Origin of the sequence: Mediterranea sp. An20 (assembly GCF_002160055.1) — a bacterium.
In the GTDB taxonomy this organism is placed as follows: Bacteria; Bacteroidota; Bacteroidia; order Bacteroidales; family Bacteroidaceae; genus Bacteroides; species Bacteroides avicola.
In genome coordinates, this window is the sequence record NZ_NFJV01000012.1 from 40,075 (window position 1) to 52,942 (window position 12,868).

The following is a 12,868-nucleotide window of genomic DNA, read 5'->3' on the forward strand; positions in this document are numbered from 1 at the left end:
CATTTATTAAACATAAACAGCAATACCGTGAATAAGAAACTTTTTTCTGCTTTATTTGTAGCAGCTCTTTGCTTCTCTTGTACTCAGAAGGAAACTGCCGTAGCTCCTCCCGAACCCGTGTATCCCATTCCACAACCCAAACAGGTGGCTTGGCAACAGATGGAAACGTATGCTTTTATCCATTTCGGTCTGAACACATTCAACGACAAAGAGTGGGGGTATGGCGATTCGGACCCCCGCACGTTCAATCCTGTCAAGCTCAATTGCGAACAATGGGCACAGACCCTGAAGAAGGCAGGCATGAAGGGAGTTATCCTTTCTGCCAAACACCATGACGGCTTTTGCCTGTGGCCGTTTGAAGGAACGGAATACAGTGTGAAGAATTCTCCCTGGCGTGACGGCAAGGGTGACTTAGTGAAAGAATTGTCTGATGCCTGCCGGAAGTATGGCCTGAAAATGGGAATTTACCTTTCGCCTTGGGACCGTAACCGGGCCGATTACGGCACGCCTTCCTACGTGGAGTATTATCATGCACAGTGGATGGATTTAATGACACATTACGGACCATTGTTTGAAGTCTGGTTTGATGGTGCCAACGGTGGCGACGGCTGGTATGGTGGTGCCAAAGAGAAACGTACCATCGACCGCAAAACATATTATGACCTGCCGGGCATTTTTGCAGCTTTAGACAGCCTCCAGCCGCAGGCCGTTATTTTTTCTGATGGCGGACCAGGTTGCCGTTGGACGGGCAATGAACGGGGTATAGCCAGTGAGACCAACTGGTCGTTTCTGCGCAAGGGAGTGGTATATCCGGGTTATCCGAATGCCGACGAACTGCATACCGGACATGCTGACGGCGACATGTGGGTGGCATCCGAATGCGATGTGTCCATCCGTCCGGGCTGGTTCTATCATCCGGAAGAAGACAACCAGGTGAAGAGTGTGGAGCAGTTGGTAGACATTTATTATAAGAGTGTGGGACGCAATGCTACCTTGTTACTGAATTTCCCTGTCGACAGAGACGGATTGATACATCCCACAGATTCGGCTTGTGCTGTCCGTTTCCATCAGGAAATAGAGCGTCAGTTGTCTAAAGACCTGCTGGCGGGAATCGTTCCTGCCGTGTCTGATGAACGAGGTAAACCTTATACGGCCGAAGCACTTACCGATGGGAAATATGATACCTATTGGGCAACGACAGACAGTGTGAGCAGTGCTGTGGTGGAATTCAAGCTACCGGCTGTCACTTCGGCCGATTGTCTGATGCTGCAGGAATATATTCCGTTGGGGCAACGGGTACAGTCATTTTCCGTAGAATGCCTGGTGGATGGAAAGTGGCAGCCTGTAGATACAGGAGGCGAGGTCACCACCACTATTGGCTACAAACGCCTGATTCGGTTCAAACGCCTGTTAATATCCGGTCTCCGTATCCGTCTGGAGAAAGCCAGAGGACCGCTTTGTCTGAATAATATGGCACTTTACGACACACAAGCAGTGGTGGCAATACAGGATTGCGGCGATTGAGAAAAGAATAATCTGTTTGTTAACGATAATGATTGACGGATGAAAGTAATTCGGACGGCTGTATGTGTGTGTCTGTCGTCTTTCTTTCTTACGTTGGAAGCGCAGGTTCCTTCTGTGTCTTTGTGGGAAGAAAACCTCGAAGAGTTGGCAGAAGAAGCCGACGCTTCCACGTGGGAAGATGAATTGGAAGAATTGTCACACCGTTTGCACGAGCCTCTTAACTTGAACACTGCCACCCGGGAAGAATTGGAGCAGTTTCCTTTCCTCACTTCTCTTCAGGTGGAAAACATACAGGCATATCTTTACATTCACGGCCAGATGCAGAGCATTTATGAACTGCAGTTGGTAGAAGAAATGGACAAACGTACCATCGAGCTTTTGAAACCGTTTGTCTGCGTAAAACCCGTGGAGGAGGAGAGAGGTTTCCCTGCACTGAAGAACATACTGCGTTATGGCAAACAAGAAGCCCTGGCCCGCTTCGATGTGCCGTTTTATACACGCAAAGGCTATGAAGAAAACTATTTGGGACCGCCTCTTTACCATTCATTGCGCTATTCTTTCCGCTATGGCGATTATGTGCAGGCAGGCTTTGCTGCTGAAAAAGATGCGGGAGAACCGTTCTTTGCCTTGCACGACAAGCAGGGATATGATTATTATTCTTACTATTTTCTGCTCAAAAAGCGAGGTTGGCTGAAGACATTGGCTTTGGGCACGTTCCGCTTGGATTTCGGGCAGGGGCTGGTATTGGGAAACAGCTTCGGGCAGGGTAAATCGTTTTCATTGGCCACATCCGATTATCGTAGCCGGGGCATCCGCAAACATGGCTCTACGGACGAATACAATTACTTCAGAGGAGCTGCCGTTACGATAGAGGCAGTACGCCGGCTGGAAGTATCGGCTTTCTATTCGCATCGTGTCATGGATGGCCGGATAGAAGAAGGAAGCATCGTTTCTATTTATAAGACAGGATTGCACCGTACGCAGTCGGAGGCAGACAAACGACATACCTTTACCTTGCAACTGGCGGGCGGAAATGTTTCCTGGCAAGGACGCCGCCTGCAAGCGGGACTAACGGGCATTTACTATTTCTTCAATCATCCCTACGAACCTGCTTTGCGTGAATATGCCAAATACAATCTGCGCGGCAACCACTTTTATAACATAGGCTTGGATTACCGTTACCGGCTGGGACGTTTTGGGTGGACGGGCGAGGCTGCATTGGGTAAACGAGGATATGCTTTGTTCAATAGACTGAGTTACGACTTTACTTCCGATTACCGTCTGTTGTTGGTGCATCGTTATTACGCACACGATTACTGGGCGATGTTTGCTCATGCCTTTGGCGAAGGAAGCACTCCGCAAAACGAAAACGGCTGGTACCTGGCAGCCGAAATATCACCCTTTGCCCGCTGGCGTTTCTTTGCCTCGGTTGATTTGTTTTCTTTTCCTTGGTGGAGATACCGCATCAGTAAACCGTCGCAGGGAACAGATTTCCGCTTTCAGGCGACTTATACCCCCCGCAGGGACTTGCTGCTGTTGGTCAATTATCGTTTCAAGCACCGTGAGCGTGACGTAACAGGAACAGGCGGAGAAGAGATTGTGTCGACTTTTCATAACAGGGGGCGCTTCCGTCTGACTTATACTCCAGGTGCCTGGAAGTTGCAGACTACGGCAGATTACAATGTCTTCGCCCAGCAGAACTTGTCTGCCAGCCACGGTTGGCACTGCACCCAATCGGTAGCCTGCACCCTGCCTTGGTTTCCGTTGACATTGTCGGTGCAGGGTACATATTTTGATACGGACGATTATGATTCACGTATCTATGTCTACGAGAAAGGGCTGCTTTATACGTTCTATTCTCCTTCTTTTTCAGGGAATGGTTTTCGTTGCTCTGCCCATTTGCGTTATGACGTGGGAAAAACGCTGATGTTGCTGGCTAAGCTGGGACACACTTGTTATAAGGATCGGGATGAGATAGGTTCCGGAAATGACCTGATACGCAGCAACCGGAAGACTGACCTACAGATGCAGGTAAGGTTGAAGTTCTGACACAAGACCCGGCTGGAAAATGTCCCGTCGGCTTTCTGCTTTTTCTGTTGGAGGTTCAGTATAAAACCCTTATTTTTGTCGCAAGAATAAAACTTTGTAATTATGACTGTCATTTATCCGTCTCCCATTTTCGGACCAGTACACTCCCGTCGTCTGGGAGTTTCTTTGGGAATCAACCTGATGCCTGCTGATGGCAAATTGTGTACGTTCAATTGTATTTATTGCGAATGTGGTTTCAACGAAGATTTCCGCCCTAAGTTGCCGCGCCCCACCCGCGAAGAAGTACGTACAGCTTTAGAAGCCCGTTTGCAGGACATGCGGCAAAACGGTCCTGCACCCGATGTGCTGACTTTTGCCGGCAACGGAGAGCCGACAGCGCATCCGCATTTTCCTGAAATCATTGAGGATACCTTGGCACTGCGCGATAAGTATTTTCCTCAAGCCAAGGTAAGTGTGCTGAGCAATTCTACCTTCATACATAAACCCGCAGTGTTTGCCGCTTTGCAGAAGATAGACAATAACATTCTGAAGCTGGACACGGTGGATGAGGAATACATCCGGACACTCGACCGCCCGTCTGGGCATTATTCGGTAGAGGCCATCATCGAAGGAATGAAAGCGTTTCACGGTCATTGCATCATTCAGACCATGTTCTTGAAAGGAGAATATCGGGGGCGTGACATGGACAATACGACCGACCGCTTCGTATTACCTTGGCTGGAACGGGTGAAAGAGGTGGCTCCTCGCCAGGTGATGATTTATACCATCGACCGCGAAACTCCCGACCATGACCTGCGCAAGGCGTCGCACGAGGAGCTGGACCGTATCGGTAATTTGGTGCGTGAGGCTGGCTTGGAGGTAAGTGTATCGTATTGATTAGGTCTGAAATTCTGCCGGTCTGTTTCCGGACTTCTTATCTGCTTATGGATTAAGCGTTTTCCTATTTGTTAGACAGAGCGTTGCAGAGACACTAAGTGCTCCATGATTGGCTGCAAGAAAACATCAGAGCGTTTACAGAGGAGGCTTTGCCGTGTAGGGCATTCCTCTTTTCTGTAAACGCTGTAGACTTTTTGCCTTTGTGGCTCTGTGTTTGCTATCAAACCGTTAGGGTGTTTACCCATTATTTATAGAGAGCTTTGCCCAACTCTTCCAGGCCAGTTTCTCCCGGCAGACCGGGGAAAGCTTCTTTCATGGCATTCACAAAAGTTTGTGCGGTACGGTTGTCTTCAAACACTTCTTTCATCTTATTCAGGTAGGCGATTTTGAATTCTACCGCATCGCGTTGTGCTGCACCGCCGTGTCCACCGATAAACAATTCCGCTTTCGACGCCAATGAGTTTTCCGCTTCGGCAATTTCCGCGTCAATGGCAGCCGGTGATGAAACCTGCAGGTGACTGACATGTGCTTTGGCCGGAGTCCAGTGTGTATAATAGACTTTGCCGCCTATGAGGATGCTTGCGCCCGGAAAATCGGATGCCGCCCCGTGACGGAATTCGAACGAAATGCCTGCCCATGTCTGCGTTGTGCCAAATGCCACTTCCGATGCCTTGCCCGTAGGCATGTCGGTAAGGGCATCGCCGAATGCTTGTGCAAAACCCTGCATCATGCCGCCATAGATTTCACCTTTCGTAAATGCGGGCATGCCTTCCGCCATAACCACCTCGTGGCTACCGGTTCCACCAACATGATAATCGGTGATACGTTTCTCGACCGTTTTGCCTAATTGGGAAAGATAGGCATCAAACTCTGCCACATTGTCTTTGAACAGCGGCTGTTCCATTGTCACGAGCGCATTTTTGCCCTCGATGATGTAGCTTGCATCGCCCAACGCATCGTTGGTGTAATACACATGTAGTTTGAAATTGCCGAGGTCATGTACCTCAAAATGTCCTTTTGTCTGTGCCATAGCTGTTAATGTTAAGAGGTTGAATAGAATAAATAATACCTTTTTCATTGTTTACGGTTTTCTTGTGATGATACGATTGAGTTTCTTAATATCCGATGGTAAAGCGCTCGTAGTGGTGTTTGGGAGTCTCCAGTTCATCTACCATAAGCTTTGCAACTGCCAGGTTGGAATTCGATACGCCTATTTTGTCGGGATTGCGTACAACAGCTGTCACTTTGTGGCCTCTTGCCAACAGTTCGTTCAGGAGGGCGGTTCCGACGAATCCGCTCGCTCCAATCAATGTTACATTCTTCATGTCCTTCATTGTTTAATGAGTTTATTACTTACTAAAAGTGTCTTTGTTTCCTTTACGCTGCAAAAGTAGCAAGAGAAGTTTAGATGCACAAGAAGGCACTTGAACATCAGAAACTTACGTCGAAGTAACCATTGTTGGATATAAGCTGTTTACAAGCAAAAAATTTTTTGAAAAAAGTTTCTTGCTACTCAAAAGGTATTTACTTACCTTTGTAGAGTAATTTGAAATACATTGTATTATGGATAGAACGATGATAGAAGATGCATTCTTCCCAGATTGTCCCATACGGAATATTCTGGCAAAACTCTGCAACAAGTGGTCGCTTTTAGTTATATACACGCTGAACAAGGCAGATAAGACAACGGTACGTTTCAAGGAATTGCAGCGCGAAATACCCGACATATCGCAGAAGATGCTGACGGTAACCCTGCGCACGTTGGAGGATGATGGTTATGTGACCCGTACCGTATATCCGGAAGTGCCTCCAAGGGTAGAATATGCACTGACATCACGTGCTCATTCTCTGCTCCCGCACATCAATGCGCTGATAGGTTGGGCTTTGGAGAATAAAGATGCTATTATAAGCGACAGAAAGAAGGCCAGTGAAAGGTGATACGCGCCTGTATGAGGGGTGGGGCAGGTGATTTTGTTGTATAGCATCGGAAAGCGAAGTCATTTGTCGGTTCCGTTTTCTGTGATAGTATGTGTTTGTAAATCAGCATATTGATTCTAAGGTATAAGGAGCCTGCTTCCGAGCCTTTGGCAGTTTGTTTCTCATAGCTTGGCCATGTGCTTCCAAGCCTTTGGCAGTTTGTCGCTGAGTGTTGTCGGGATGCAATCTGCCTGCCGTGCCTTGGTGAGATGCTGCATCAAATAATCATTTAAATCATCGTGTCTCTTTCCTGCGGACGAAAATAATTTCGTATCTTGCGGCCAAATTTTAAAACAGAATATCCATGAAATATCAAGTTGCCATTATCGGCGGAGGCCCTGCGGGTTATACGGCCGCCGAAGCCGCCGGACGGGCGGGACTCAGTGTTGTGTTGTTTGAGAAACGTGCCTTGGGCGGTGTCTGCCTCAACGAAGGCTGTATCCCTACCAAGACTCTGCTCTATTCGGCCAAGGTGTTCGACACGGCCCGCCATGCGCAGAAGTATGCCGTTGCCACTGCCGAACCTTCTTTCGACCTTGCCAAAATCATTGCCCGCAAGCAGAAGGTGGTGCGCAAGCTGGTGCTTGGCATCAAGTCTAAGCTGACAGGTTGCGGTGTGCATATCGTGACAGGCGAGGCTGTGATTGCCGACAAGAATCATGTGCAGTGCGGCGAAGAGGTGTACGAATGCGACAATCTGCTGCTCTGCACCGGCTCCGAGACGTTCATTCCGCCCATCCCCGGTGTGGAGAGTGTGCCATATTGGACACACCGCGATGCCTTGGACAGCAAGACGTTGCCGCAGTCGCTCATTATCGTGGGCGGCGGTGTCATTGGCATGGAGTTTGCTTCTTTCTTCAACAGTTTAGGCACCCAAGTGACGGTGGTCGAAATGATGGACGAGATTTTGGGAGGTATGGACCGCGAACTGTCCGCCTTGCTTCGTGCAGATTATGCCAAGCGCGGCATCACGTTCCTCACTTCCACCAAGGTCGTTTCATTGGAAGGCGATGAACAGGCTGTGCGTGTGGCTGTAGAGAATGCCGGCGGTCCTGCTGTGCTCGAAGCCGAAAAAGTATTGCTCAGTGTAGGACGTCGTCCCGTCACGAAAGGTTTCGGGCTGGAAAATCTGGACTTGCAGAAGACGGAGCGCGGACAGCTCTGTGTGGACAGCCACATGCAGACCTCCGTGTCTGGCGTATATGCCTGCGGCGACCTGACAGGCTTCTCTCTGCTGGCTCATACAGCTGTGCGTGAAGCCGAAGTGGCTGTGCACCATATTGCGGGCGTTGCCGATGAAATGTCCTATCGCGCCATTCCCGGTGTGGTTTATACCAACCCGGAGATTGCCGGGGTGGGAGAGACCGAGGAATCCTTGCAGCGCAAAGGCATCGCTTGTCGCACGGTGAAGCTTCCAATGGCTTATTCGGGCCGTTTTGTGGCAGAGAATGAGGGCGTGAACGGTGTCTGCAAGCTCATTCTCGGTGAAAATGATGTCATCTTGGGCGCACATGTCTTGGGCAATCCGGCTTCGGAAATCATTACTCTGGCAGGCATGACCATTTCCTTAGGGTTGACTGCGGGACAGTGGGCACGCATGGTCTTCCCGCATCCTACAGTGGGCGAGATATTCAAGGAAGCTTGTGCAGAATCCCGTTAGATTGCGGGTTATGTTCCAGAAGATAATGGAGCAGTGTGCCGTCTGACAGTTGTCTGTTGACGGCACTACATATATATAGTGAGTAAAAAATAAGGTAATAACTTATGAAGAAACAGCTTTTCGGCGGCTTGTGTGGTGCCGCTATGTGGCTTATCTCCTGCGGTCCTTCGGTACCGGGGAATGAGTATCGGATAGAAGGTACGCTGACGGGCGTGCCGGACAGTACGGTCATCAGTCTTTTACGCGATAACGGCGACCTGTTGGAGATGATGCAATGCGATACGGTTGCAGGGGGGCATTTTACTTTCAGCGATACTCTCTCTGCCACCCGGAAATTTTATTTATTATGCATTGCTCCGGGTTTTCCCAGCAGTTACCTTACTGTATGGGTGGCACCCGGAGAAAAGGTAGAAGTGACGGGTAATGACAAACTGATTAACTTATGGGAGGTGCGGAGCAACCTGCCCGAACAGGTGGAACAGAACCGTTTTGCCGACTGTACCCGCAACCTGCTTCGTCAGCAGGTGTTGTGCGACCTTCAACGCGACAGCCTCGTGCAGATGTTGAAGGATGCACAACAGCATGGCGCAATGGATGTGCCTGCCTTTCAGCAGTTGAAAAGCCGGATTGATTCGTTGATGCGTCTCTCTTTCCAGTTGGAGTACCAGAAAGCGCAGCGCACGGTAGAGTGCCTGCAGACGGCTCCTTTTTCGCAAGTTTGGATGGATGAATTGGAGATGCAGGCCATGATGTTGGGCAATGCTCCGGATTATGACTTCCTCCATGATTTCCTGACGTTGGAAAAACCGCTGAAGGAGCTTTATGCTACCCTACCAGACTCTGTACGGCAGACGACAGACGGGCAGCGCATTTATAACCTGCTTTATCCGGTACAGACAGTAGGGGTGGGCGATGAAATGGTTGACGGCACCTTGTATGACACTGAAGGGCAAGAGCGCCACCTGGCCGAGTTCAAAGGGCGCTACATCTTGCTGGACTTCTGGAGCCAGGGATGCGGTCCCTGCGTGCAGTCCATCCCTGAACTGGAGAAGATAAGTGACGACTATGCCGACTGTCTGACTGTTGTCAGCATTTCGTCCGATCCCAAAGACCTATGGCTGGAATTCCTGAAAAAGAAAGGCTTGAAAGGCAATCAATGGAATGAGTTGCGTAACGATGCAAGCGGGTTGGCGGCAGCTTATAATGTGCATGGCATCCCCCATTATGTCCTCATTGCGCCCGACGGAAAGGTGCAGGATGTCTGGAACGGTTACGGGAAAGGCTCTTTGGAACGAACTATAAAGAAGCATCTGCCATGAAAATCGCAGTACTTATAGGACTTTTATTGTTCTGTTTGCCCGGATTCTCTTGGGCTGCAGCATCCGGCGACAGTCTGTTGGCCGCTCATCTCGATTCTTTGGTAGAGCATCGTCTGCCCAAGGGCTCTGACGTTGGTTTGTCTGTCTATGACCTTACGGCAAACCGGATGCTTTATGAGTATCAGGCCGACCATTTGTCGCGTCCTGCCTCTACGATGAAACTTGTTACTGCCATCACGGCTTTGTCACAGCCTGAGTTCGATGAGCCTTTCCGCACCGAAGTCTGGGCCCGCGGACGGGTAGTGGCCGACACGCTCTACGGCGACTTGTATGTGGTGGGCGGTTTCGACCCGGAATTTACCGATGAGAATCTAGATTCGCTGGTGGCTGCTGTGGCACGTGCTCCTTTCTCTGTGGTAAAAGGTCGCATCTTGGGCGATGTTTCCATGAAAGATTCCCTGTATTGGGGCAGCGGCTGGTTGTGGGATGACAATCCGGCTTCCTTCCAGCCCTATCTTTCTCCTCTGATGCTCGACAAAGGAGTAGTGACGGTCACTGTGTCTCCTGCCGCCCAGGGCGAACCCGCTACGGTAACGGTCAGTCCCGTTTCTTCCTATTACCGGATAGTGAACCGAAGCCGGAGCCGTATGCCGTCGGCTGGTCCTTTGCGTATCACACGCCCTTGGATGCAGAATAGCAACGACCTCCTTATCACCGGCAATGTTACCCGCAAGGAAGCACGCACCCTGAATCTTTATGCTTCACAAGACTTCTTCATGCACACTTTTGCCGAACGTCTTCGTGCCGCAGGGATGTCCTGCCTGTCCCCGGCAGACAGTCTGACGGGTGATTCAGCCTCCGGCTATGCTTTCGGACAACTGGTGCGCGACAGCCTCTGCACACTGCTGGCTTCGCATGCCACACCTGCCCAAAAGGTGCTGGACGAGATGATGAAAGAGAGCGACAACCTCAACGCCGAAGCTGTGTTCTACCGTTTAGGGGCCCATTACACGTCTCATCGTCCGGTACGTGCCCGCGATGCCCAGAAGGCCGTGCGCGAGTTGATAAAGCGTGTGGGACATAATCCGCTGGATTTCCGTCTGTCCGACGGTTGCGGCCTTTCGCATTACGACTATATATCGCCTGCCCTGTTGGTGTCGTTTTTGCGTTATGCCTATTCAAACACCGACATTTTCCGCAAGCTTTATAAGGCTTTGCCCGTGGCGGGCGTAGACGGTACGCTGAAGCATCGCATGGGCCGGAGTAAGTCTGCCTGTCGCAACGTGCATGCCAAGACCGGCTCCTATACCGGCATCAATTGTCTGTCTGGTTATTTGCAAGCCCGCAACGGCCATTGGATAGCTTTTGCCATTATGAACCAGAACGTGCTGTCTGGGCGTAAGGCAAGGGCTTTTCAGGATGCAGTGTGCGAAGAATTGGCAGATTGGTAAGTGCTGGAACTGGTCAGATGCCCAGTTCTGATAGCGCTTCTTCCGCCTGGACAGCCCAGCCATAGTCGGCTACATGGAAGATAGGGGCGGTACGGTCGGGGTTGATGGCGATGATGGTTTTCGCGCCTGCAATGCCTGCCGTATGCTGTATCTGTCCGCTGATGCCGATGGCGATGTACAGTTCCGGAGCAATAGCTTGTCCTGTCTGCCCTACTTGCAGGCGGGCGTCTATCAGTCCGGCCTCTACAGCTGCGCGTGAACCTGCCACGGCTGCTCCTATCCGGGTGGCCCACTGGCGGATTCGGTCGACTGTTTCCTTGCTTTTCACGCCACGTCCTATGCCTATTACAATCCGGCTGTTGCCCAATGTCCCGCCACCCGTGGCGTCTGCTGTTTCGGTGATCAGCCGGATGCGTTTATCGCTTTCAAACCCTGGCAGTTCGTGCCGGATAATTTCGGCTTTTAGCGATGTCCTTCTTTCGGGGGCTTTCATGATACCCGGACGGACAGAGGCCATCTGAGGACGGCAGTGCGGAGTTTTGATTGTGGCTATCAGATTACCTCCGAAAGCCGGACGGATTTGCAGCAACAGTCCGCTGGCAGTGTCTATGTCCAGTTCGGTGCAGTCGGCAGTCAGTCCGGTGTGCAGCAAGGCAGCCATGCGGGCAGACAGTCCCCGTCCGCGCTGTGTGGCTCCCACCAGCAGAATTTCCGGTCGACATTCCTTGACTATTTCCACTACTGCGTGGGCTTGGTTCTCTTCTACAAACGCGGCCAGTTCTGCTTTTTCTGCCAAGTGTACACGCTTGGCACCGTATGCAGCCAGTTCGTCTGCCAAGGCAGCGATGCCGTATCCCACCAATACTGCTTCTACATCCTGATGCAGTTTTTCTGCCAGCACGGCGGCTTTGCCTAACAGTTCTTTGGTGACTGGGGCCAGGGCATTTCCTACCGTCTCGGCCAATACCCAAACGCCTGTTGTCTTTTCCTGAGGTGCAGTTGGGGTGTCAGGTGTGTCTATCTGTAGAGCTTCGGCCGGGCAATTTTGTACGCAACTTCCGCACAGGCGACAGACCGAAGGGTCAATTTCCGGATATTCGTCAAAGCGGATGGCATTGTAAGCGCACGAATCGGCACAAAGTCCGCAACCGGTACACCGGTCTTTCAGCACATGTAGTGCAAACGATGTATTGTCTATCATATTGTAAGTATCCAGTTGTTAGCGTGAGGGTTGAATGAAGGAATGGATCATCTCCGATGCAGGTTGCCCTCCATCGAACCATTGGATGGATTTGGCAGTTTGCGGAACGGAAGTGGACACCACCTGAGTGGGTGAAGCGTGCAGCCCTACTGTTGAACGCTCCAGTCCAAGATCGGTTTCGTTCCATCGGACAATTTCCTGTTGCTGTGCTATTCGCCACCCAGCCAAGGTGGGGCAAGCCAGTTTGCCGTTTTCCCGGCTTACCATCACGGCACAGGGGATGTCTATTTCCAGATGTTGCATTTTGTTTCCGCATTTTCGGCTGACGCGGATGCTGTTTTCGGAAAAATCTTCCAAGGCAATCAGTCCGGTGACCTGGGGCATGTCAAGGTGGGCAGCCACTTCGGGTCCTACCTGGGCTGTGTCACCGTCGATGGACATGCGGCCGAAGAACAAGAGGTCACAATGTCCTATTTTACGTACGGCTGCGGCCAGTACCAGACTGGTACACCACGTGTCGCTTCCGGCAAAGGCGGGTGAAGAAAGCAGGATGGCCCGGTCGGCTCCGCGCTGCAAGGCTTCCCGTAAAACGGTTTCGGCAGAGAGAGGACCCATGCTGACAGCCACGACTTCGGCACCGGTCTTTTGTTTCAGGTCAAGTGCAGCCTGCAGAGCATACAAGTCGTCAGGATTGGTTTGCGTGACAGCCGATGAGCGTTTCAGAGTATGTGTGTCAGGATCCAGCTCTACTTTAGTGGAGCGGGGCACTTGTTTCAGGAATACGGTATATCGCTTCATATAATATCTGTTA

General features: G+C 50.9%; 9 protein-coding genes and 2 pseudogenes. 7 read left to right on the forward strand and 4 right to left on the reverse strand.

Features of this window, described 5'->3' with window-relative positions:
• Nucleotides 1–159: 159 nt before the first annotated feature.
• From B5F34_RS08560 to B5F34_RS08570, 3 genes and pseudogenes are all read left to right on the forward strand, one after another.
• Nucleotides 160–1,473: pseudogene (locus B5F34_RS08560) on the forward strand (alpha-L-fucosidase); the annotation flags it as partial.
• A 90-nt stretch (nt 1,474–1,563) separates the two neighbouring features.
• Nucleotides 1,564–3,573, forward strand: coding sequence for a helix-hairpin-helix domain-containing protein (locus B5F34_RS08565; protein ID WP_087337377.1), 2,010 nt, complete (start codon nt 1,564–1,566; stop codon nt 3,571–3,573).
• Nucleotides 3,574–3,675: 102 nt separating this feature from the next.
• The gene (locus B5F34_RS08570) at nt 3,676–4,449 is read left to right on the forward strand and encodes a radical SAM protein (protein WP_087337380.1); all 774 of its coding nucleotides are present in this window, start codon (nt 3,676–3,678) and stop codon (nt 4,447–4,449) included.
• Nucleotides 4,450–4,693: 244 nt separating this feature from the next.
• On the opposite strand, the gene B5F34_RS08575 is transcribed toward B5F34_RS08570, so the two are convergent.
• Both B5F34_RS08575 and B5F34_RS08580 read right to left on the reverse strand, forming a co-directional pair.
• Nucleotides 4,694–5,479 carry a hypothetical protein gene (locus B5F34_RS08575; protein ID WP_343224306.1) on the reverse strand — a complete coding sequence of 262 codons (786 nt, stop codon included), beginning with the start codon at nt 5,477–5,479 and terminating at the stop codon, nt 4,694–4,696.
• Nucleotides 5,480–5,627: 148 nt separating this feature from the next.
• Nucleotides 5,628–5,774 (reverse strand): annotated as a pseudogene (locus B5F34_RS08580) (NAD(P)H-binding protein); the annotation flags it as partial.
• 238 nt (nt 5,775–6,012) lie between these two features.
• Here B5F34_RS08580 and B5F34_RS08585 point away from each other — a divergent pair.
• The 4 genes from B5F34_RS08585 (at nt 6,013) to dacB (ending at nt 10,856) form a co-directional block, all read left to right on the forward strand.
• Complete coding sequence (locus tag B5F34_RS08585; RefSeq protein WP_087337387.1) at nt 6,013–6,387, forward strand: helix-turn-helix domain-containing protein; 375 nt, start codon at nt 6,013–6,015, stop codon at nt 6,385–6,387.
• Between the two features lie 343 nt (nt 6,388–6,730).
• The gene (gene lpdA / locus B5F34_RS08590) at nt 6,731–8,086 is read left to right on the forward strand and encodes a dihydrolipoyl dehydrogenase (RefSeq protein ID WP_087337390.1); all 1,356 of its coding nucleotides are present in this window, start codon (nt 6,731–6,733) and stop codon (nt 8,084–8,086) included.
• Nucleotides 8,087–8,190: 104 nt separating this feature from the next.
• Nucleotides 8,191–9,405, forward strand: a complete 1,215-nt coding sequence (locus tag B5F34_RS08595; protein WP_087337393.1) for a TlpA disulfide reductase family protein — start codon at nt 8,191–8,193, stop codon at nt 9,403–9,405.
• The gene (gene dacB / locus B5F34_RS08600) at nt 9,402–10,856 is read left to right on the forward strand and encodes a D-alanyl-D-alanine carboxypeptidase/D-alanyl-D-alanine-endopeptidase (protein ID WP_087337396.1); all 1,455 of its coding nucleotides are present in this window, start codon (nt 9,402–9,404) and stop codon (nt 10,854–10,856) included. Before B5F34_RS08595 ends, dacB begins: the two co-directional genes overlap by 4 nt.
• A gap of 13 nt (nt 10,857–10,869) precedes the next feature.
• Here the strand turns inward: dacB and B5F34_RS08605 are convergent, their stop codons facing one another.
• The gene (locus B5F34_RS08605) at nt 10,870–12,057 is read right to left on the reverse strand and encodes an electron transfer flavoprotein subunit alpha (protein WP_087337399.1); all 1,188 of its coding nucleotides are present in this window, start codon (nt 12,055–12,057) and stop codon (nt 10,870–10,872) included.
• A gap of 18 nt (nt 12,058–12,075) precedes the next feature.
• Nucleotides 12,076–12,855 (reverse strand): electron transfer flavoprotein subunit beta/FixA family protein, encoded by a 780-nt coding sequence (locus tag B5F34_RS08610; protein WP_087337402.1) that lies wholly within the window; start codon nt 12,853–12,855, stop codon nt 12,076–12,078.
• Between the last annotated feature and the right edge of the window lie 13 nt (nt 12,856–12,868).

Coding starts and splice junctions, on each gene's coding strand:
- B5F34_RS08565 (WP_087337377.1), top strand. CDS start 1,564: ATGAAAGTAATTCGGACGGCTGTATGTGTGTGTCTGTCGTCTTTCTTT.
- B5F34_RS08570 (WP_087337380.1), top strand. CDS start 3,676: ATGACTGTCATTTATCCGTCTCCCATTTTCGGACCAGTACACTCCCGT.
- B5F34_RS08575 (WP_343224306.1), bottom strand. CDS start 5,479: ATGGCACAGACAAAAGGACATTTTGAGGTACATGACCTCGGCAATTTC.
- B5F34_RS08585 (WP_087337387.1), top strand. CDS start 6,013: ATGGATAGAACGATGATAGAAGATGCATTCTTCCCAGATTGTCCCATA.
- lpdA (WP_087337390.1), top strand. CDS start 6,731: ATGAAATATCAAGTTGCCATTATCGGCGGAGGCCCTGCGGGTTATACG.
- B5F34_RS08595 (WP_087337393.1), top strand. CDS start 8,191: ATGAAGAAACAGCTTTTCGGCGGCTTGTGTGGTGCCGCTATGTGGCTT.
- dacB (WP_087337396.1), top strand. CDS start 9,402: ATGAAAATCGCAGTACTTATAGGACTTTTATTGTTCTGTTTGCCCGGA.
- B5F34_RS08605 (WP_087337399.1), bottom strand. CDS start 12,057: ATGATAGACAATACATCGTTTGCACTACATGTGCTGAAAGACCGGTGT.
- B5F34_RS08610 (WP_087337402.1), bottom strand. CDS start 12,855: ATGAAGCGATATACCGTATTCCTGAAACAAGTGCCCCGCTCCACTAAA.